Origin of the sequence: Runella defluvii, from assembly GCF_014195535.1 — a bacterium.
In the GTDB taxonomy this organism is placed as follows: Bacteria; Bacteroidota; Bacteroidia; order Cytophagales; family Spirosomataceae; genus Runella; species Runella defluvii.
Window position 1 is genome coordinate 96,509 of sequence record NZ_JACIBY010000007.1, and the last position, 19,812, is coordinate 116,320.

Consider the following 19,812-nt stretch of genomic DNA (forward strand, 5'->3'; position numbering starts at 1 on the left):
TTTAAAGAGCTTCGATGTACAGCGCATTGCCGTCGGTGGTGCGCTGTATTTTTTTGCCGTTGATAGTCACCGTAAACTGCACTGGTTCAAAGGCTTCTGCAAACGTGTCTTGGAATATTAGCAACCGTTTACCCGTTTTGGGATTACGCCACACCTGCAACCACGGTTGATTAAACTTAAATGCCCGAGCAAATTCCCCCGTATCGTTTTGCCAAGTCGCTTTTTGGGGTTTTTGAGTAGAACGTTGGTAGTCAAAAGCATAACTTTCGCGTACTTGACTGCCATCCAAAATGAGTTGGTGCTTTGCAAATAGCTCGTGCGCTTGCACCATCGCCGCTACGCCGAGGGCATCTTTTCCCATATAATCTTCGGCCACCGTGGGGCAAGCGGGCTGGTCGGGGCCTTGGTAGTCATACACAAAATAGCCGCCTGTATTTTGCGAAACACAAGATAAATTACCGTTGATTTTGGCGTAACGAAGGGCTTGGTAGGGGTCGTACGATTGGCCAAAAATCCAGTAGTTGGTATAAAAAACGCGGGGATTGCACAAGTGAACAAAAACCGCATCGCGCACCAAATTCATGGGATACATCACCCGATTGTCCAGTTGCCGAATGTAACCTTTTGAGCCGTGCCCCACCTTAAAACGTCGGGTGTGGCTTCGGCACGCATCGGAAGGTTTGTCTTCGTACGGCCAAAAAAAGTTGATAAATTTCACCGATGGAGAAGCCGTGAGCGACTTGATATTCAGCATATCGAGGGTACGCAAGTACCAGTTGATGGGTGCTTTCCAAACGTGGGCGGGTTGGTCGGTGGCATCACTGGTATTGACAGTGCTGCTGGTATATCCAAAGCCCGTCATAAGCACCACGGGCGAAGGTAGCTGTACTTGCTGAATGTCTTTGGGGTGTTCGTGAAGTGCTAAGTAATCATCAATTTTTTTCTTATCCGCACTCCAATTGTCGTTGGCGTAGCCGTCAAGTTTGAAATTTTTACCTTGAAACGTGAAAGTCAACGGGTCGCCAATCCACGAAAAAAAGAGCTTTCCGTGTTTTTTGTAGATTCTATCTGACAAATCGTACATGGTTTTCCGAAAAGCAGGGTCGCTCATATCCCATTGCCAACCGTCAGCGGCGGGGTTGGCAGGCTCAAAATCAACAGCAAAGGTGGACGAAGGCAATCGTTTGGCCAACCAATCGGCAGCTTGGTCAAGCTGACGGGCATCAAATCGGGTAATGCCTCGTCGGTTTTGGGCACGGCTGTGGTTCATCAGTTCGAGTACTTCGCCCGCGTACAAAAGTTTAAAACGATCATCGCTGATGTTCCAGCCCACTTTTCGCAAATTGGCGACGGGTTCATCGAGCGGTTTGGATTCCGAACCGTATTTTTTTTGAGAAGGAAGGGAAAAAGCGGGAGTTTGCTTGAAAATTTTACTATCTCCTACGGAGCCGTTGGTAGGCCAAAGTGGTTGGGTATAAGCAAGTTCGCTGGTTGATTTTTGTAAGGAATCGCGTACCCAAAATATCACCTCCGATACGGACGAATATTTGGTCTGTCCCGCCACTGTATTCGTTTCTGACGTGAGCCACGCTTCTGAATTGATGTTGTTGATTTCGGCGGTGTATTTTACCAAATGAATCCAACGAGAAGGCTGAATCGGCAAGTCGCTGAGGCGTCGGGCGTCGGTGGCATTGACGCTGCCGTTGAGGGCATAATAGGTAATCCTTCCTTTTTCGGGCTTGGCATCATCGACGAGGTAGAGCCGATGGTCATTTCGCCGAACTACCCGCAGTTGAAGCTGTTGGTCTTCGTAGTTTTTTGGGTCGGGTTCGTGCTCAAAATAAACAATGGTAGCTTGCGAACGCGGCAATTCGGGCAGGAGCGGAGCAGGGGACGTAATGACAGGTTCGGGAGAGCTAAACAGGTTATTTCGTTGGTAATAAACCACTAAGCTTACAATTGCTGCGAGCGTAATCCCTATTTTAACCATACGTTTCACGTTAATACCTCTTTCAAGTTTTCTAAATATAACTTTACTGTTTCTAACTGTTCGATAGCCCGATTTATTTTATTCCGTTGACTTCTACCCGATTCTATCAACTGACGAGCAGCGGCCAATTGATGTCCTTTGTACTCGACTAAATACACGATTTCGTCCAAAAGTTCGATGTCACCACGGTTATAAATACGATCACCTCCGCGTTTTTCGGGGCGTAACATGGGAAATTGAGTTTCCCAATAACGCAATTTAGACGTATTTTCAAACCCATAACGCGCTGCTACCTCGTTGATGTCAGAAATTAATTTGGGTTCGGGGTAAATGGGTCTTGCGCCCTTGTTTGGAAGCTTTTTCGGCTTAATTGTTGCCATAATACTGCAAATAAGTGACCAATCGTTCAAAATTACTAAGCTCAGTTTCATTGGCAAACTTCGTGAGGTAATTTTGGTAAGTGGTGGCAATTTGGGCGTACCGTGGGTTGTCGTTGAGTTTGGCGGCAATCAACCCTTTGTAACAGCGATGAACCTGATTATAAAGGTATTTTGAAGGTTTGTGCGCCTGCCCGTTCAAGATTTGGTCAATGTCGCTGAGTTTAGTGACGGAGTTTAAAAAGCTAAATCCTGAAAGATTCATAAATTCCATGATGGAATCGCAGGCGTCGTTGAGGTCTTCGTCGTTCTGGATTTTGTAACGGAAATACTTTACGTTGTTATAGTTACCCGTCGAAATAATGAGGGTATTGACATCGGCCCGAAAATCAATGAGGTTTGCATTCAAAAATTGTTGGGCAATCTGCTCAATCTGGTCATTACGGCATCCCACGTGTACTTCTACCCAAGCGTCGGCGTCTTTTTGGTATTCCGACACCGAAAAAATGACGTTGACAAACCCCGAAGGTGTATTTTTCCGAAACTGTTTTTTGTCCATCAACAAATGAAATTCTGCTGATTCAAAAAAATCGTAGAGGGCATAATACAACTTAGCTTCGGTGGTTTTAATACTCATAGATAGAATAGTTTAAACGATAACCATTTCCTCACGGAACAAGTTTACGGTTTTGTTAAGTAGTTGCGCATAAATTTTAGTGTATTAGTAGTTTATATCGCTTCGGAGAAGCGCAACCTTTGTAGTAGTAAGGAGAGCCATCCATAAAACCCTTTTGCTTCGGATGGGGCCGCCCGAGCGGAAGCATAACTTGTTGCTTTGTTATGCTTCTCCGAAGCAAAAATTAAAAAAATCTCCTCCTGCTACTACAAATGTTACGCCTCTACCGAGGCTACTTTGAACTACTCTAGAATTTTTTACTTTATTACTTAAAACTATCCAAACGCGGTTTTTACATTGAAAGTACAACGACTGCACATTTTTTGTAGTGAGCGATTGAAAAAAAATGGCATTAATCAAGAGGGATGCCGTACTTTTGCGAAAAAATCGACAATGAAGTCCACCTTAAAATCCATTATTTTTCTTTGTACTTTTTCTTTGGGTTTGATTATCAACGGATTTGCCCAAAATTTCCTCACCCAAACCCTCCGAGGTCAAGTAGTAGATGCCGATAACAACCAGCGACTGAGTGGGGTAAGCATCAAGCTCATTGGAACTGAAAAAGGTACATTATCAGATACATTGGGTCAATTTCGACTGATTTCAGTACCTATTGGTCGTTATTCGCTACAAATAAGTCGGGTGGGTTACGAAACGATGGTTTTACCCGAAATTCTGGTGGAAGCTGGAAAAGAAAAGGTGATTACAATCTCGTTGAAAGAAACAACCCAACAGCTTTCAGAAACGGTTGTTCGTTCGGCTAGGCCGTCATCCCAAACCAGCCTCCAAACGATTACCATTGAACAAACCCTGCGCTTTGCAGGTACGTTTTTTGACCCCGCCCGTTTGGCTACGTCTTTCCCAGGGGTATCGGCAGCCAATGACCAAGCCAACGGATTAGTCATTCGAGGAAACTCACCGACGGGGACGCAATGGCGTTTGGAAGGGGTGGAAATTGTCAATCCTAACCACCTCAGCAACGCGGGTACATTCAGCGACCGACCCACGCAAACGGGCGGTGGAACCAATATTTTGAGTGCGCAACTTATGGAGCGCGCCGATTTTATGACGGGTGCCTTTCCTGCCGACTATGGCAATGTACTGGGTGGGGTGATGGATGTACATTTGCGAAAAGGAAATGACCAAAAACACGAATTTACGGGTCAAGTGGGCTTGATTGGCGTCGATTTTGCCGCTGAGGGGCCACTTTCGCGCCAAAACAAATCTTCCTATTTGGTCAATTACCGCTATTCGTTCACGGGTTTGTTGGCCATGATGGGGGTTAAATTTGGAGGAGAAGACATTCGTTTTCAAGATATAGCCTTCAATCTATCGTTTCCTACCAAAAAAGCGGGACACTTTACCGTCTTCGGAATGGCAGGAGCGAGCAGCAATGTTTTCCAAGCCGAACGCGATACAACCTTGTGGAAATTCCAGAAAGACGGGTACGACATCGAATTTAAAAACCGAATGGGGGCAATGGGCGTTACACATTCCCTGAATTTGTCCCGAAATACCCTTTGGAAAACCACCTTGGCCGTGTCGGGGCTGGAGACCCGCCGCGAAGGATACCAATTGAACAAAGCTAATTTTGCCCGTACCCTGACCCAAGTAGATGCGTTTCGGAAAACCCGTTATTCGCTTTCAACGTCACTGACGCACAAAATCACGCCTAAAGTTCAGTGGAAAGAAGGGGTGATTATTACGTACCAACAAGATTCAGTACAAATTAGTAACGGCGGCGTTTCAAAAGGTCAACTTGAAGGATTGATTCTTCAGCCGTATGTTGCCCTCTCAGGGACGTTGGCCGCGCGACTTACTTTCCAAGCGGGGCTGCATTATTTGAATTATACCTACAACCAAACGCAATCGCTCGAACCCCGCATTTCTTTCCGTTACAGCGCTACGGGGCGGACGGCCTTCACGGCGTCGTATGGTTTGCATAGCCAACTCCAACTGCCACAGACGTATTTGTCACTTTTTAACTCGGATGCGCAATTGAATTTGTTTCCCAACAAAAAATTGGGCTTTACTAAAGCACATCATTACGTGTTAGGTTGGGAACAACAATTGACGGCGTTACCAAAACAATCGTCATTGAAAGTAGAAGCCTATTATCAGTCGTTGTTTAATGTGCCCATTGCCCAAGCCAACAGCCAAATCGCAGGCACTAACTCGTTTTCGGCGCTGAATCTCATTGAAGGATTTACCAATGTGGGTTTAGAAAACAAAGGAACTGGACGCAATTACGGGGTGGAAGCGACCTATCAGCAGTTTTTGAGCAAAGATTTCTATGCCTTACTAACGGCTTCTCTGTATAATTCTACCTACAAAGGTCAAGATGGAATCGAACGAAATACGCGTTTTAATGGTAACCATACGTTTAGCTTGGCCGCAGGGAAAGAGTTTCACAAACGGGTCAATCGTACCTTTGGCGTGAACGTCCGAGTGTTATGGCTAGGAGGTTACCGCGATACACCGATTGACGCAGATGCCTCTAAATTAGCAGGAAGAACCATTTACAAAGCATCGGAACTTTATACTATTAAAGTAAAAGATTATTTCCGTCCCGATGTTCGTATTTTCTGGAAACGCAACAAGCCTAATTACACCCGTACTTGGTCGATTGATATTCAGAATTTGACCAATACCGAAAACGAAGCGTTCAGCTACTACGATACTTACCAGCGTCAGATTGTCCAGCAATTCCAGTTGGGAATGGTGCCTGTGATCAACTACCGTGTAGAGTTTTAGAAAACAGCATCATGGGTAAGACCAAACGCAATGCAGCCGTTGATGTCGGGAATACCTTCGCCAAAATTGGGTGGTTTGAGGGCGAGAAGTTGACGGAAACGGTGTCAAAAATCCCCATAGATACGCTGGAGACGCACCTTCGTGCCAATCCGCCAGCGTATGCAATATTTTCATCAACAAGCCAAGATACCACAAAATACACCGACTTACTGCGTGAATTTGGCGTAACTTCGTTTCAGTTGACCCCCACGTTGGCGTTGCCTATCGAAAAGAATTACGACACCCCTAACACCCTTGGAGCCGACCGCGTGGCAGCGGCAGTGGGAGCCAAAGTGCTTTTTCCCAACGACCATTGTTTGGTCATTGACATGGGTACGTGTGTTACCTATGATTGGGTAAGTGCAACGGGCGTTTTTGAAGGAGGAATAATTTCTCCTGGCTTTCGTATGCGATTTCAGGCCATGAACGCGTTTACTAAAAGGTTGCCTTTGATAGAAATCAACTCAACCGACTTTCAGGTACCAAGTTTAGTGGGAAAAAGCACCCGCACAGCCATGGAAAGCGGCGCATTTAATGGCCTTTTGGCCGAAATGCAAGGGTTTATCGAACGCTATCGTTCCGAACGAGGTGAATGTCAGGTGCTTTTGTGCGGAGGTGACGCACCTTTGTTTGAAAATAGCCTCAAAAATCGCATCTTTGCGGCACCAAATGTAGTTTTAACGGGTTTAAATCGAATTTTACAATATAATATCAATTTACAAAATGCGTAAGCTTTTCCAGTGGAGTTGGGTCGTAGGGGTTTTATTTATTCAATCAAATGTAATAGCGCAAGGGTTAGGTAATGCTCCTTATTCTGCCATCGGAGCAGGCGAGTTAATGAGCCCTGGCTATGCTCCTAACAATGGAATGGGGGACGCTGGCGTGGCTACTGCAAACCCGTTGTATATCAATTCGCTCAATCCTGCTCTTTTGGTAACAAACCGCTTTACCATGTTTGACGTAGGGGTGGTAGGGCAGTATAAAGGACTCCGTGATGCTAGAGAAGCGCAACGCGATTTTGGCGGAAACATCAGCTACTTGGCCTTGTCATTTCCTGTGGCACCAAAATGGTCGGTTGGGATAAGTCTCAAGCCGTATAGTTTTATCAATTACCAACAAAACTCGTATGCGCGTATTGGTACTTCTATTTATGAAGCTCAGTATGTTTATGCAGGAAAAGGCGGACTCAACCAAATCAACTTCTCTAATGGGGTTCAGATTACAAAAAACCTGAGTTTGGGGGTAGATGCTTTTTACTTGTTTGGGAACTACAACAAGAGCGTTACTTCGCAAGTGCGTATTGGCGATAGCCGCGACTACATCGTTAGCCGCGACGACCGTATTAATATGAAAGATTTGAATTTTAAGGGTGGTTTGGCTTGGAAACAAAAATTGAAAAAAGACCACTATCTCAACTTTGGCGCAACCTACAAACTAGGCTCAACTGCATCAGCCATTCGTAATACCACAATTGAGGTGCAAAGTAGCAGCAACTCGCCTGTGACAAACCCCGATACAATCGCTCAGACGGATCTAAAAGTAACCATGCCTTCTGCTTGGCGGGTGGGTATCAGCTACGAGTATTTATACCGCTTGACGGTTTCGGCCGACTATGAGCGTCAAAACTGGGCCAATTTTGTAGGAGTAGGAGGTACCAATGAAAACATGAGAAATGGTCAAAGTTATCATTTTGGAATAGAGTACATGCCTAAATTCAATTCAACGAAATACATGGATTTGGTGTTTTACCGTGCTGGTTTCACCTTTAATCAAACTCCTGTGGTTATTGGCACCAAACCTATCGACGACATGAGTGTTTCTCTGGGGGTGTCTCTGCCAGTAGGACGTAATTTTGTGAACTTGATTAACCTTTCGGTTGTGGGAGGGCAGCGGGGTAGCATTTCTTCCCAAGCTTTCCGAGAACGATACGCCCGCTTTGTGATTGGATTCTCACTGAAAGATACTTGGTTCCAAAAATTCAAAGTCGATTAACAACATTCAATGCTCTTTCCGAAGAGCATTTTTTTTCGCCTATCGTTTCGAGTTTTGAAAAAAAATTAAAAATGAGGGGTAAAATGAAAATATTTTTTCAGGCATAAACGCTTTATTATCAGTATATTCGTATGCTTGCATACAAATCTGTGCTAAAAAAAATGAAAAAAAATCTGATAAAAAAACAATTGCTTTTGGAAAGTCTTTCAAAAAAGGCTAATTTTACCGCCAAGATGTTAAGGTGGGTTAATACAACATCTGCAAAGATGCAAATGGGAGATAAACTTTTATCTCCTATTTGTTTTATATTACTTCTCACTTTTGGGATGGCTTGCCAAGAAGAAAAAAAAGCAACCAAGTTTATTCCCTACAAAGGTCCCCTCGAAGAAGCAGAAAAGATAGAAGTACTTTACAGCGAAGAAGGTTTGCTGAAAGTGCGGGTAAAAACTGCCAAACAAATCAAGTCAGGGTTAGACGATAAAATTTTTCCAAAACAAATTTTTGTGGACTTTTTCGGGCCAAACGGTCAGGTGCTTACAACCCTTGTGTCAGACTCGGGTAGGTACGATTCCCGAACGGGTATGTATCGCGTCATTGGAAACGTAAAAGTGGTCAATACCGTGAAGCAAGAGCGATTGCTAACCGATGAGCTTACGTGGAATCCGAATACCAAAAAGATATATACCGAAAAACCTGTCACGGTCGAAAATCAACTGTCAGGGGAGCAATTAAAAGGAATTGGGTTAGATGCAAACCAAGATTTTACCCAATACAGTATTCGCCGACCCACGGGCTTTTTCAACGCTCCAGCGGGAATGACGCCGAATTAATCCATTTGAGAAAGAATATTGAAGACAAGCGAGGAAAAATTAGACTTTCCTCGCTTTTTCTATGTAATTCCATCCCTCCGTTTCTCAAATGAAAAGACGAATTTTTATTCAAAATGGGGCAACAGCTTTGGCAGCTTTGCCTTTGGTTACTTTTGGTTCTACTACGACTCAAACGGCCGATAAACCCGCTTGGCTCGTTGAATGGATTAAAATTTACGATGAGTCAATTGCGAACTACCGTGCTTTAAAAGTCTCTGACGCCAACCATGTGTATGCGGGAGGCTACAAAGACGATACCGACATTCCCAATCCGCACACCACATGCGGTTTTCTCATAACGGCATCTATGCTGATGTCTTGTCCAGAATCCAAGCATTATCAATCGCCAGCGCTTTTAAAAGAGATAGAAGCCGCCGCACAGTGTATGTTGAAAATGCAGCATTCGGATGGTACGATTGATTTACTTTCTACGAATTTTCACTCGACGCCCGATACCGCCTTCGTATTGGAAAACATGGTACCTACGTACCGATATTTGAAAAAAATGTCGCTCAAGGGCCGTGAAAAATCCATTGAGCTGGTCACAACATTCTTGAAAAATGCGGGAGAAGCGTTGATTGTTGGAGGTATCCATACGCCCAATCACCGCTGGGTGGTTTCGGCGGCATTGACCAAACTCAACGAACTTTTTCCAGATGTTCGTTATGTAAAACGGATTGACCAATGGTTGGCCGAACACATCGACATCGACCCCGATGGACAGTACAACGAAAAGAGCACAAATACGTATTCGCCCATTGTCAATCGGTCGTTGATTATTATGGCGAAAGGGCTGCGTAAACCTGAGTTGTTGGAGCCTGTTCGCCGCAATTTAGTGATGACAACCTACTTTGTTCATCCAAACGGTGAAGTAGTAACAGAAGCCTCAAATCGGCAAGATAAAGGGACGATTGGGAATATGTCGCGTTACTATTATTGTTACCGTTATATGGCTTTGCACGACAAAGATGGGCTGATGGCAGCCATGTGTCGCCAGATTGAACAAACCAGCACGAAAGCCCAGTTGGCGGGTTATTTGGACTATTTTCTTGAAGACCCAAGCCTTTGGGACGAACTTCCCGTTAGTAAACCCCTGCCTACGAGTTATGCCAAAGCCTTTCCGTATTCGGGCGTAGTGCGGATTCGTCGGGAGAATTGGGATGCAACCATTTTGGCAAAAAATGCCGCTTGGTTGACCTTCCACAAAGGAAATTCGGTGCTTCAGGCGATGCGAGTAGCGGCTTCTTTTTTTGGAAAAGGCCAATTCCAAACCGAAAAAATTGAGCAAGAAGGGGATACTTGGGTGATGACTCAAACGTTGGATGGGCCTTATTACCAGCCAATTGCGGCAGATAAAATTGCCCCCGACGGAGATTGGGACAAAATGCCACGGGCTGATAGACCCCAAAGCGAGGTACAAAAGCTGACATCGACAGTACGTATTAAAGAAGTAGCGGGTGGCCTGGAGGTTCGGGTGGAACTGACGGGAACGGAGGGTGTACCTGTGTCGTTGGAATTGATTTTCAGGGCAGGAGGGGAATTGTCGGGGGTTGTGCCGTATGCCAAACGTGCAAATGCGTATTTGTTGGAAGGAGAGCAAGGAACTTACACGTTGAACGGCGACGTCATTCGTTTTGGAAAAGGGCGAGCGGAACACAAAGGCGTTGTACTTCGCGGGGCACTGCCGCCAGTGGAAGCCCCAACGGTTTATTTGACAGGTTTCACCCCATTTACGCATACCCTTAGGTTAGGATAATTGAAGTAATTTCTATCATACTAAACGCTTACACCGAATGAAAAAAGAATCAACCGTTTCGAGGAGGGAGTTTGTGGGCAAGGCTGCTTCCGTTTTGGCGGGTTTTACGATAGTGCCACGTTTTGTTTTGGGAGGAACTCGCCCCGATGGCACCAAATACATTGCGCCGAGTGATGTCATTTCGTTGGGTTTTATTGGAACAGGCAAACAAGGACGTGGGCTTACGACGTCGTTTTTGAATACCAACGAAGCACGGATTGTGGCTTTGAGCGAAGTATATAAAGCAAAAGCCCAGCTAACCCTTGATCGAATTAAGGCGCATTATGAAAAAAACACCCAGTTGGGCGCTTATTCGGATATCCCTGTCTATGTCGATTTTCGGGAGTTGTTGGCCCGTAAAGACATCGACGCCGTGGTGATTGCGACGCCCGACCACTGGCACGCAGCCATGTCGGTGAAAGCGGCGGAAGCAGGAAAAGATATTTATTGTGAAAAACCCCTCGCCTTGACCATACGGGAAGGACGTGCGATGGTGAATGCCGCCCGCAAATACAACCGAGTGTTCCAGACGGGAAGCATGCAACGCTCATGGCCAGAGTTTCGTCAAACCGCCGAATTGGTGCGTAATGGGTACATTGGTGAAATTAAAAGTATCAAAGTAAACGTAGGGCCACCACCGAAATCGTATGATTTGTCGGCTGAAACCATTCCTGAAGGCTTGGATTGGGACAAGTGGCTAGGGCCAAACAGCCCCGTGGCGTTTAATTCAGAATTGGCCCCTCCCATTTCTAAGGATGTTTTCCCCAACTGGAGAAACTACAAGGAGTTTGGCGGAGGCATGGTGACCGACTGGGGTGCTCACATGTTTGATATTGTGCAGTGGGCGTTGGACATGGACAACAGCGGCCCCGTAGAAATAATTGCTCCCGATGGAAAAGATCACCCGTTTTTAACCTACCGCTACGCAAATGGAATTACGATGACCCACGAAAAATGGGATTGGAGCAATGCGATTCATTTTGTGGGAACGGAAGGCGAAATAAAAGTTCAGCGTAAAAAACTAGAAACAACCCCTGCATCGCTCAAAGACAAAGTGATTGGCGACACCGAAAAACACGTTTACAAGAGCGAAAACCACTACAAAGATTTCTTGGATGCCATGCGCAAACGTAGCAAGCCGATATGTGACGTTGAAATTGGTCATCGCACTTCTTCGGTTTGTAACTTGGGTAACATCGCTTACGAATTGAAGCGCCCTTTGCAATGGAATCCTAAAAAAGAGCAGTTTAAAAACGACAAAGAAGCCAACGAACTTTTGGGGCGTTCGATGCGAGCTGAGTGGGGAATAAAAATATAGAAAATTTTACTTGACTCTTACCTTACGTGATAGCCTACATTTGTACAGTCAGTCAAAATGAAGGCAGTATGATACGTTATTCGGTTAAAAAATTGGCAAAATTGGCAGGTGTGAGCGTGCGCACGCTCCACCTGTACGATGAAATTGGGCTTTTAAAACCAGCCATCCGTACGGAGGCCAAGTATCGGATGTATGGCGAAAATGAGCTGTTGCGCTTGCAGCAAATTCTTTTTTACAAAGAACTGGATTTCCCATTGCAAGAAATTGGGCAGATTCTTGATGCACCTGGTTTCGATTTACTTACTGCGTTGGGAAACCACAAAAAAGCCCTTGAAGCCAAACAAAGCCGAATTGAGACATTGCTTTTGACGATTGACAAAACAATGTTTAATCTAAAAGAAGGTATTATGTTGAAGCACGAAGAATTGTACGAAGGATTGTCGCAAGAAACTGCCGACGCCTATCGAAAGGAAGCCATCGGTGCGTATGGCACTGAAGCCGTAGAAATAGCCGAAAAATCGTTGCGGTCGTTGACCAAAACGGATTTTGAGGCGCTAAAAAGGGAAAGTTTAGAAATTAGCAGTGGACTGGCTTCCATGACGGGCAACGACCCGACGAGTGAAGTCGTTCAGCGTCAAATTGCCCGACACTATGAAGTAATTCGTAAGTTCTGGGGAACATCAGGTTCGACTGACCCACAAGCAGAGGCGTATAAAGGATTAGGAGATTTGTACGTCAACGATGAGCGTTTCACTCAAATAGATGGTCAACCCAATCCTATTTTTGCGCTATTCATGCAAAAAGCGATGGCCTATTTTGCAGAAACGAAACTGGTATAAAACAAAAAACGGCGGGAACCCCGCCGTTTTTCTTATTTTGGAGGACATTTTTCTAAAGCCGCTTGGACGGTTTCTACGGTCGTAATTTCCGTTTCTTTTCCCCAAGTAGCATAGACATAGGTCATAATTTCGGCAATTTCTAACTCTTTTAAATCAGGGTTTGCAGGCATAGCTCGATTATAGCTTTTACCGTTGACGGTCATGGGTTGATGAACCCCATTTTTAATCCAGCAAATTACCTGATTCTTGTCTTTGAGGTAGTTGGTAGCGAGGGCGGGGTAGAGGTTTTCCAATCCTTTCCCGTCGCGTTGGTGGCAATTGGCACAATGCGTTTGAAACAACGTAAATCCTTCGGCTACGTATTGCTCGTGCTTTATGGCGCTTCCGCCTTGGCACGCGAGTATCAAAACCACAAGAAAACTAGCCAATAGAAGACTCAATTTCATATCAATGCTATTGTTTTTCATCTTTGTACTCTTTACGAAGGCGCTCAATGTCAGCAATTAAGCGTTGCGTGCCCGCTTCGTCGGTACCGTTGTACATGCCTCTCACGCGTTTTTGTTTGTCAACCAACACAAACGCGCCACTGTGAATATACCCACCTGGCGCAGTCGAATCGGCGCCTGCCACGACCAAGTACTGTTTTTCCCCGATTTCGTAAATTTTTTCCCGTGGCCCCGTCACAAACATCCATTGGGTGCCAGATACGCCCAAATCCTTGGCATATTCTTTCAAAACTGCGGGTGTATCGTGGTCAGGGTCAATGGTGTGCGACAAAATGGCTACTTCATTTTCTCCTTTAAATTTTTCATACACCTTCTTCATTTGCTTTTTCATGACGGGGCAAATGGTGGGGCAGGTGGTAAAAAAGAAATCTGCTACGTAAATTTTGTCGTTGAAATTTTGAGCGCTAACGGTATCGCCTTCTTGGTTGACAAATTTAAAATCGGGGATGGTATGGTAAACCGTATCAACGACTTCTTTCCCATCCACCATTTTTTTCACTGTGTCGCGTTCCCCCAAAATTGGTAAACGTTCGGACGACCCCCCACAACTCCAAAGCGAGAACAAGGCTAGTACTATGATTAATTTGTTCATTTTCCTAAGAAGGTCTTGGCTTTGTCCATTCCTTCGCGCATTTTGTCGCGGACAGTGTTGATTTTTGTTTTTTCGGCACTCATGGCTTTGATGGCTTCTTCGCTGCCTAAGGCTTTGAGCGAATCGCCACGGTAATCGTGCATCCAATCCATCATCCCTTTATCGGCTTCTTGGAGCGTAGTGCTGATGGCCAAGGCTTCGTCTTTACGTTTTTGAAGGCTATCGTTTGACTTGATTTTCAGGAGGCTATCCAATTTGGTGATTTCGATTGACAGGCCATTTTTGTATTCCATCAGTTGCGACATTTGGGGCATGATTTCGTCATGAACCGCAAATACTTCTTTTTCAGCGTTTTCAACGGCGGCCTTATCTTGCCCACAAGAAGTCATAAGAGCTACGCAACACACTGCAATAAGTTTTATTTTCATTTTTCAGTTGGTTTAATGAATAAAATTGTATGAATCTCAAAGTCGGTTAGAATAAAATCAATCTAGCCTTTTTGGCGTTGAGTTACTTGCGTTTGGAGCATTTCGCGCGCATTTTGAACGATGGCTTCGCTTGGTTTTAGTCCCCCAATCATCTGAGCAATTTCTTGTACGCGTTCCTCAAAGGTTAATTTTTTGATTCGGCTGACGGTTTTTTCGGCAGAATTATCTTTATAGACAAAATAATGGGCATGGCCGTAAGTCGCGATTTGGTGCAAATGTGAAATAGCAATCACTTGGTGATTTTGGGCAATATCATTCATCATTTGACCCATTTTAATGGCAATTTCGCCCGAAACACCCGTGTCAATTTCGTCAAAAATAATGGTAGGGAGTTTGCGTTTGGTGGCTAAAATATACTTGATAACCATCATCAAACGTGAAAATTCCCCTCCCGATGCCACGTTCTTGAGTTGTTGTGGTTTAATACCTTTGTTGGCACTGAACAAGAAGTCAACATCGTCGATGCCATCTTCAGTCGGCTCGATGAGAGTCTGTTGGATGTGCAACGTGGCATTCGGCATACCGAGATCAAGCAAGTATTTTTTTACTTCTTTTTCAACGGGTGCAATGGCCACTTTACGCGAATTAGAAAGTTTATCGGCACTTTTTTGGAGCTTTGCCTTGGTCTTCTCCACAGCCGTATGGGCTTTTGCAATGTCTTCGTCAAGGTTGAGAACGCGGCTTACTTTTACCTCCAATTCGTCCCGAATCGCGATGAGTTCCGCCAAGGTTTTTACTTGGTGTTTTTGCTGAAGATGATAAAACAGATTCAGGCGTTCACGTACATCTTCGGCGCGCGCATCGTCAATTTCAACGTTATCTTGTTCGTCACTAATTTCAGAAGCCAAGTCTTTTAGCTCAATGTACGCACTTTGCGTCCGTTCGCGAAGTTGTTCGTATTGAGGCGCAAACTTACTGATGGAATTGAGGCTACTAACGGCGTTTTTGAGCAGAGAAAGGGCCGATTGTTCGGGATTATCGAGGTAATCGTTGGCCAATTGAAGGCGCTCTTTTACGTCGGCTGCATTTTCAAGAATGGTTAATTCTTGCTCCAATTGCTCTTGTTCTTCGGCTTGAAGCTGGGCTTTGTCCAACTCATCAAACAAAAATTGATTGTAATCAGACTCTTTACGAAGCTGTGCTGCTTCCGATTTGAGCCGTTCGAGGACTTGCGTTGCTTTACGGTACGCCTGATAATCCGTGTGGTACTGACGAAGGATGGATTCGTTTTGGGCGTAGGTGTCAACGATTTGCAACTGAAACTCATTCGAGCCCAACAGTAAAGTATCATGTTGCGAATGAATGTCCATCAATTGCCCCGTAATTCGGCGGAGCGTTTCTAGGTTGACAGGGGTATCGTTGATAAATGCCCGCGACTTTCCCGACGGGCTTATTTCCCGTCGAACGAGGCAAGTGGTCGAAAAATCAAGCTCTTCTTCTTCAAACAGATGCTCAATAAAGTACCCATTTAAGTCGAAAGTACCTTCAATGACACATTTTAAGGAAGGGTTGTACAGCACTTTGGTATCAGCACGGCTACCGAGCAATAAACCAATGGCACCCAACATGATTGATTTTCCTGCTCCTGTTTCCCCCGTAATAATATTGAGTTGAGAATCAGGAGTCAGTTCCAGATGTTCAATTAAGGCGTAATTTTTAATCAGCAAATGAGCAAGCATACAGCATATCTCGGTTGAACCGCCGCGAAGTTAGTCAACTATTCAACAAAAAGGAATGCCTTTGGGTTTGGAACTACTCAAAAAGTAGCTGATTTGTCATAAATTACCGATTCGATTTGCGTAAAAGCCAGTTGATGAGCATGTTTTCGGAAATCCCGTAAAACAAAGAAGGCGTTTTCGATGCGTTCACATTGCCCATAAAATGTTTGATTGCTTTTTAAAACAACATTGACCGTTTTCCCGATAAGCTCATTGGCGTGAGCGGGCAGATCATTCAGCGAAATTTTAACCAATCGTTTGCTCATTAGCGCATCAATTTACGGTACATTTCGGTTTTGGCAGGGTCGAGTTGTGAAAGAATTGCAAATGCTTTCTGTCGGTCTTCTTTACTAGCTTCTGCCATGATTTTGTAAATTTCTTCACCTTTGGCATCGAAGAGCGTGTTGATATACACTGCGCCTGGCATTCCTTTGCTTGCTTGTTGGACGGCATTCAACAGGTTCATCACTTGTTGACGAGCGGCAATGGGGTTTTCGGTAAATTTATCCAACCCTGTTCGATGATAAGCGTACATAGATTCACGAACAGGAAGCATGATTTGATTATTAAAATTATCGATTAACCAATACCGATTTCGTCGGTCACCTCCTGTAGAGTTCCAGCCTGCGGGTGCGCCTGCGGGGCTAACTCCCGCCGCTAGGTTTGCCGTTTGTAGGGCTTTTTGTAGGTAAGGATTCCCGCCAAGTTTACTAAAAGAATCATAGTCAACGGCTAAAATTAGGTACGCATAAAATGCCAATGTCTGGGTTAATTCATCACTGTAGGTGTTTTCATTATAGTACATTGGGTTGCTTGGTAGGTAGCTAAAATTAAAATTACGATCAATGAAATTTAAAATAACACTTTCGTAATTAGTGCCATACACGGGGCGGGTTGCTACCACTTGGGCGGTGCCTTCATAAATCCCTTGGGCGGGTGAGCGAACAAGGTTGATGTTGATTTTACAGTTAATGCGTTCCTCTGGGTTGTAGTTGTCGTTGGTCCAGCGGCGGGCATTGATAAAATCCGCAATCACCGAACGAAGCTGATTGAGGTTGCTGTTGTCGGTGTTTTGCTGAGAAACAAGTTGATTGAAATTAAGCGTTACAGTGCAGTTAAGTTCTTGCGCTTCTGCTGATTGGGGAGGTATAAAGGCGCATAAAGCAACCAAAAACAACCAGCTATATTTCTTAATCATATTCATAAAGGCTATCATCAATAGTTGAATCACTGAAATTTCGAGTACTAAATTAGGACAACAATTTTGATACCACAAGTGCTAAAATATCCTGGGCTACTTCATTTTTAGACTTTAGCTCAAATTGATGCACGGTGGCGTCTGATTCAATAACGGTTATTTTATTGGTATCGTATGCAAAGCCCGCTCCTTTGTCGTTGAGGGAGTTGAGTACAATCAGGTCAAGGTTTTTGGAGGCTAATTTGCCAAGTGCATTTTCAAATTCGTTGTCGGTTTCTAAGGCAAAACCAACCATAAGTTGATGAGACTTTTTTTGACGACCAAGCGTAGCCGCAATGTCAACGGTTTTGGTTAGTTCAATCGAAAAATGAGTTTCCTTTTTCTTGATTTTCCTGTCCGCAGGCTGGGCAGGTGTGTAATCTGCAACCGCAGCAGACAAAATGATAATATCGGCAGCGGGAAACTGACCAGCCGTTGCTTCGTACATTTCTTGTGCCGATTTCACCTTAATGACATTGATAGATGAATCGTCTAAGGTTTGATTGGTGGGGCCACTCACCAAAGTGACATCAGCTCCCGCAAATGCAAACGCTTGAGCAATCGAATACCCCATTTTTCCCGTTGAATGGTTGCTAATGTAGCGTACGGGATCAATGGGTTCTTGGGTAGGGCCTGCAGTAATAAGTACTTTTTTTGCCTTTAAAACGGGCTGTACCGAAAAATGCTTTTCAAGAGCAGTGATGATATGTTCTGGCTCGGCCATTCTGCCAGTACCAACAAGCCCACTGGCCAACTCACCATGTTCGGCTTGGATAAGATGGTTGCCAAACGCTTGCAGGGTTTCTAGGTTCTTTTGAGTAGAACCATGCTGATACATATCTAAATCCATGGCTGGGGCGAAAAAAACGGGACAACGTGCCGATAAATAAACGGCTGTTAGCAGGTCGTCGCACAGCCCAGTGGCGCATTTTGAAAGGGTGTGTGCCGTAGCGGGGGCAACAACTACGGCGTCGGCCCAAAGTCCTAAATCGACGTGGTTATTCCATTCGCCTGCTTCATTTTGTACAAACTCACTCAGCGCAGGCCGTTTGGATAACGTGGCCAAAGTAAGGGGCGTGATGAATGATTGGGCGGCTTTGGTCATGATTACTTGGACTTCAGCGCCTGCTTTAATCAGTAACCGAACAAGCAGGGCACTTTTGTAAGCAGCGATGCTGCCCGTAACCCCAACGATAATTTTTTTGTTTTGTAAGATAGACATAGAGGCTGTTGAGAAAAACAAAGAAAGCCGCACAAATCTAAGGATTGGTGCGGCTTTTTACTACGTATTTTTCAGATGTTTGTTATTTAGCGTCGTCTTCGTCGTTTGCACGCCAGTACAACTTATCTTCCATGAACTCTTCGATGGCGATGCTCGTAGGTTTTGGCTGACGCTCATAAAACTTAGAGATTTCGATTTGCTCACGGTTTTCAAACACTTCTTCAAGGTTGTCGATGCCAGATGCAAACTCAGCCAATTTGTTGTTGAGTTCTTCTTTTGTTTTAGAAGCAATCTGACGCGCACGACGAGAAATAATTGATACCGACTCGTACAAGTTGCCAGTTTTGGCGGCAAGTTTATCGGAGTCGCGTGTTATGATAGAAGGTGAAGCTGCCATATATATTAATTGTTACAGATGAATTACTTGTTTTGTGGTGTCGTTGACGACGGAGTTGAGAGCTTTCCAGTGTTGGACGGAGCGGCCTCTTTGGCAGCCTCCTTAGCGGCTTTCTCTGCGTCTAAAATCGTCGCTAATTCCTTTTGGGTACTTTCGTAGAAGCGTTCGGCCTGACGTACAAACTTACTTTTGGGATATTTATCCAGGAAAGCAAGGTAGTATTTGTTTACATCTTGGTAGCGTTCCTTTTGTTTTTCAGCAAAACTCAATTTGGCAAGTTTGTACTGAGCATCAACCCGCAGGTAAGAAAGTTCTTCGTTGTATTTAGAATCTGGAAATTCTTTTTGGTAATTGTTGATTGTCACAACTGCCGAACGGAAGTTCGCGATATTGGCTTCACTTGTTTGGTAGTAAAGCTTTGCTTTTTCGTAGGCTTTCTTCTCCAATTTATCCCGAAGCTCTAGGATAAGCCCCGTACATTCTTCACGAAAAGCACTTTCAGGGTAAGTATTAATAAAATCCTGAAGGGCCGCAATTGCCGTCAATGTACTGGTTTGGTCTAGGTTGAAGTTTGGAGAATCTTTGTAGAGCGAGTAAGCGTGCATGTACAACGACTCTTGGGCGTATTCGCTTCGTTGGAATGTCTCATAAAAGTTTTTGAACAAAAACTGAGACATGTTATAATTGGCTTGCTTAAAATTACAATACGCATTGTAAAACTGAGCAAGTTCAGCTTGTCTAGCATCTTTCCCATTGAGAAGGGGAGTGATTTCTTCAAAAAGAAGACCAGCATGATAATAATCCGCCTTTTTATAATATTGGAGAGCGGCCTCGTATTTTTGTTCGAGGGTTCCTTCTTTTTGAAGTTTTGAAAACTTACTGCACGAACCCAAAACGAGGGTAGTCAAGAAGAGCAGTGTATATCCGAATAGGGTCTTACGCATAGCAGGCACAAAAATACAAAAATAGCTTTATATCTCCCAACGAAATATAAAGCTATAAA

At 44.5% G+C, this 19,812-nt stretch carries 19 protein-coding genes; 7 read left to right on the top strand and 12 right to left on the bottom strand.

Features of this window, described 5'->3' with window-relative positions; translation table 11 throughout:
- Window position 1: 1 nt before the first annotated feature.
- From FHS57_RS17425 to FHS57_RS17435, 3 genes are read right to left on the bottom strand one after another with little or no spacing between them, the layout of a single operon-like run.
- On the bottom strand, window positions 2-1,990 hold the full coding sequence (locus FHS57_RS17425) for a hypothetical protein (protein ID WP_183975900.1): 1,989 nt from the start codon (window positions 1,988-1,990) through the stop codon (window positions 2-4).
- 5 nt (window positions 1,991-1,995) lie between these two features.
- Window positions 1,996-2,370 (bottom strand): MerR family transcriptional regulator, encoded by a 375-nt coding sequence (locus tag FHS57_RS17430; RefSeq protein WP_183975902.1) that lies wholly within the window; start codon window positions 2,368-2,370, stop codon window positions 1,996-1,998.
- Window positions 2,357-3,004, bottom strand: coding sequence for a hypothetical protein (locus FHS57_RS17435; protein WP_183975904.1), 648 nt, complete (start codon window positions 3,002-3,004; stop codon window positions 2,357-2,359). The genes FHS57_RS17430 and FHS57_RS17435 overlap by 14 nt, the downstream gene beginning before the upstream one ends.
- A 432-nt stretch (window positions 3,005-3,436) precedes the next feature.
- Between FHS57_RS17435 and FHS57_RS17440 the strand changes: the two genes are divergently transcribed.
- From FHS57_RS17440 to FHS57_RS17470, 7 genes are all read left to right on the top strand, one after another.
- The gene (locus FHS57_RS17440; RefSeq protein ID WP_183975906.1) at window positions 3,437-5,797 is read left to right on the top strand and encodes a TonB-dependent receptor; all 2,361 of its coding nucleotides are present in this window, start codon (window positions 3,437-3,439) and stop codon (window positions 5,795-5,797) included.
- Between the two features lie 11 nt (window positions 5,798-5,808).
- Window positions 5,809-6,567, top strand: coding sequence for a type III pantothenate kinase (locus FHS57_RS17445; protein WP_183975908.1), 759 nt, complete (start codon window positions 5,809-5,811; stop codon window positions 6,565-6,567).
- Window positions 6,560-7,828 (top strand): BamG family beta-barrel-assembly machinery protein, encoded by a 1,269-nt coding sequence (gene bamG / locus FHS57_RS17450; RefSeq protein WP_183975910.1) that lies wholly within the window; start codon window positions 6,560-6,562, stop codon window positions 7,826-7,828. The genes FHS57_RS17445 and bamG overlap by 8 nt, the downstream gene beginning before the upstream one ends.
- A gap of 272 nt (window positions 7,829-8,100) precedes the next feature.
- Window positions 8,101-8,658 (top strand): LPS export ABC transporter periplasmic protein LptC, encoded by a 558-nt coding sequence (gene lptC, locus FHS57_RS17455; RefSeq protein WP_229600075.1) that lies wholly within the window; start codon window positions 8,101-8,103, stop codon window positions 8,656-8,658.
- A gap of 88 nt (window positions 8,659-8,746) precedes the next feature.
- A complete protein-coding gene (locus tag FHS57_RS17460) occupies window positions 8,747-10,453 on the top strand; it encodes a hypothetical protein (protein ID WP_183975912.1) in 1,707 nt (568 codons plus the stop codon).
- Between the two features lie 37 nt (window positions 10,454-10,490).
- On the top strand, window positions 10,491-11,810 hold the full coding sequence (locus FHS57_RS17465) for a Gfo/Idh/MocA family protein (RefSeq protein ID WP_183975914.1): 1,320 nt from the start codon (window positions 10,491-10,493) through the stop codon (window positions 11,808-11,810).
- A gap of 68 nt (window positions 11,811-11,878) precedes the next feature.
- Entirely contained in the window at window positions 11,879-12,649 is a 771-nt protein-coding gene (locus tag FHS57_RS17470; protein ID WP_183975916.1) for a MerR family transcriptional regulator, read from the top strand.
- Window positions 12,650-12,681: 32 nt separating this feature from the next.
- Here the strand turns inward: FHS57_RS17470 and FHS57_RS17475 are convergent, their stop codons facing one another.
- From FHS57_RS17475 to FHS57_RS17515, 9 genes are all read right to left on the bottom strand, one after another.
- Complete coding sequence (locus FHS57_RS17475; protein ID WP_229601375.1) at window positions 12,682-13,116, bottom strand: c-type cytochrome; 435 nt, start codon at window positions 13,114-13,116, stop codon at window positions 12,682-12,684.
- The gene (locus FHS57_RS17480) at window positions 13,103-13,747 is read right to left on the bottom strand and encodes an SCO family protein (protein WP_183975918.1); all 645 of its coding nucleotides are present in this window, start codon (window positions 13,745-13,747) and stop codon (window positions 13,103-13,105) included. Before FHS57_RS17480 ends, FHS57_RS17475 begins: the two co-directional genes overlap by 14 nt.
- A complete protein-coding gene (locus tag FHS57_RS17485) occupies window positions 13,744-14,175 on the bottom strand; it encodes a hypothetical protein (protein WP_183975920.1) in 432 nt (143 codons plus the stop codon). Before FHS57_RS17485 ends, FHS57_RS17480 begins: the two co-directional genes overlap by 4 nt.
- 62 nt (window positions 14,176-14,237) lie before the next feature.
- The gene (gene recN / locus FHS57_RS17490) at window positions 14,238-15,914 is read right to left on the bottom strand and encodes a DNA repair protein RecN (RefSeq protein WP_183975922.1); all 1,677 of its coding nucleotides are present in this window, start codon (window positions 15,912-15,914) and stop codon (window positions 14,238-14,240) included.
- A gap of 77 nt (window positions 15,915-15,991) precedes the next feature.
- The gene (locus FHS57_RS17495) at window positions 15,992-16,219 is read right to left on the bottom strand and encodes a hypothetical protein (protein WP_183975924.1); all 228 of its coding nucleotides are present in this window, start codon (window positions 16,217-16,219) and stop codon (window positions 15,992-15,994) included.
- Window positions 16,219-17,151 carry a type IX secretion system protein PorD gene (gene porD, locus FHS57_RS17500; protein ID WP_183975926.1) on the bottom strand — a complete coding sequence of 311 codons (933 nt, stop codon included), beginning with the start codon at window positions 17,149-17,151 and terminating at the stop codon, window positions 16,219-16,221. The genes FHS57_RS17495 and porD overlap by 1 nt, the downstream gene beginning before the upstream one ends.
- 52 nt (window positions 17,152-17,203) lie before the next feature.
- Window positions 17,204-18,412, bottom strand: a complete 1,209-nt coding sequence (gene coaBC / locus FHS57_RS17505) for a bifunctional phosphopantothenoylcysteine decarboxylase/phosphopantothenate--cysteine ligase CoaBC (RefSeq protein WP_183975928.1) — start codon at window positions 18,410-18,412, stop codon at window positions 17,204-17,206.
- A gap of 82 nt (window positions 18,413-18,494) precedes the next feature.
- A complete protein-coding gene (locus FHS57_RS17510) occupies window positions 18,495-18,809 on the bottom strand; it encodes a DNA-directed RNA polymerase subunit omega (RefSeq protein WP_028524748.1) in 315 nt (104 codons plus the stop codon).
- A gap of 23 nt (window positions 18,810-18,832) precedes the next feature.
- Window positions 18,833-19,753, bottom strand: a complete 921-nt coding sequence (locus FHS57_RS17515; protein ID WP_183975930.1) for an outer membrane protein assembly factor BamD — start codon at window positions 19,751-19,753, stop codon at window positions 18,833-18,835.
- Window positions 19,754-19,812 lie beyond the last annotated feature (59 nt).

Excerpts from the sequence above, each read along its gene's own strand:
- FHS57_RS17425 (WP_183975900.1), bottom strand. The coding sequence starts at position 1,990 with ATGGTTAAAATAGGGATTACGCTCGCAGCAATTGTAAGCTTAGTGGTT.
- FHS57_RS17430 (WP_183975902.1), bottom strand. The coding sequence starts at position 2,370 with ATGGCAACAATTAAGCCGAAAAAGCTTCCAAACAAGGGCGCAAGACCC.
- FHS57_RS17435 (WP_183975904.1), bottom strand. The coding sequence starts at position 3,004 with ATGAGTATTAAAACCACCGAAGCTAAGTTGTATTATGCCCTCTACGAT.
- FHS57_RS17440 (WP_183975906.1), top strand. The coding sequence starts at position 3,437 with ATGAAGTCCACCTTAAAATCCATTATTTTTCTTTGTACTTTTTCTTTG.
- FHS57_RS17445 (WP_183975908.1), top strand. The coding sequence starts at position 5,809 with ATGGGTAAGACCAAACGCAATGCAGCCGTTGATGTCGGGAATACCTTC.
- bamG (WP_183975910.1), top strand. The coding sequence starts at position 6,560 with ATGCGTAAGCTTTTCCAGTGGAGTTGGGTCGTAGGGGTTTTATTTATT.
- lptC (WP_229600075.1), top strand. The coding sequence starts at position 8,101 with ATGGGAGATAAACTTTTATCTCCTATTTGTTTTATATTACTTCTCACT.
- FHS57_RS17460 (WP_183975912.1), top strand. The coding sequence starts at position 8,747 with ATGAAAAGACGAATTTTTATTCAAAATGGGGCAACAGCTTTGGCAGCT.
- FHS57_RS17465 (WP_183975914.1), top strand. The coding sequence starts at position 10,491 with ATGAAAAAAGAATCAACCGTTTCGAGGAGGGAGTTTGTGGGCAAGGCT.
- FHS57_RS17470 (WP_183975916.1), top strand. The coding sequence starts at position 11,879 with ATGATACGTTATTCGGTTAAAAAATTGGCAAAATTGGCAGGTGTGAGC.
- FHS57_RS17475 (WP_229601375.1), bottom strand. The coding sequence starts at position 13,116 with ATGAAAAACAATAGCATTGATATGAAATTGAGTCTTCTATTGGCTAGT.
- FHS57_RS17480 (WP_183975918.1), bottom strand. The coding sequence starts at position 13,747 with ATGAACAAATTAATCATAGTACTAGCCTTGTTCTCGCTTTGGAGTTGT.
- FHS57_RS17485 (WP_183975920.1), bottom strand. The coding sequence starts at position 14,175 with ATGAAAATAAAACTTATTGCAGTGTGTTGCGTAGCTCTTATGACTTCT.
- recN (WP_183975922.1), bottom strand. The coding sequence starts at position 15,914 with ATGCTTGCTCATTTGCTGATTAAAAATTACGCCTTAATTGAACATCTG.
- FHS57_RS17495 (WP_183975924.1), bottom strand. The coding sequence starts at position 16,219 with ATGAGCAAACGATTGGTTAAAATTTCGCTGAATGATCTGCCCGCTCAC.
- porD (WP_183975926.1), bottom strand. The coding sequence starts at position 17,151 with ATGATTAAGAAATATAGCTGGTTGTTTTTGGTTGCTTTATGCGCCTTT.
- coaBC (WP_183975928.1), bottom strand. The coding sequence starts at position 18,412 with ATGTCTATCTTACAAAACAAAAAAATTATCGTTGGGGTTACGGGCAGC.
- FHS57_RS17510 (WP_028524748.1), bottom strand. The coding sequence starts at position 18,809 with ATGGCAGCTTCACCTTCTATCATAACACGCGACTCCGATAAACTTGCC.
- FHS57_RS17515 (WP_183975930.1), bottom strand. The coding sequence starts at position 19,753 with ATGCGTAAGACCCTATTCGGATATACACTGCTCTTCTTGACTACCCTC.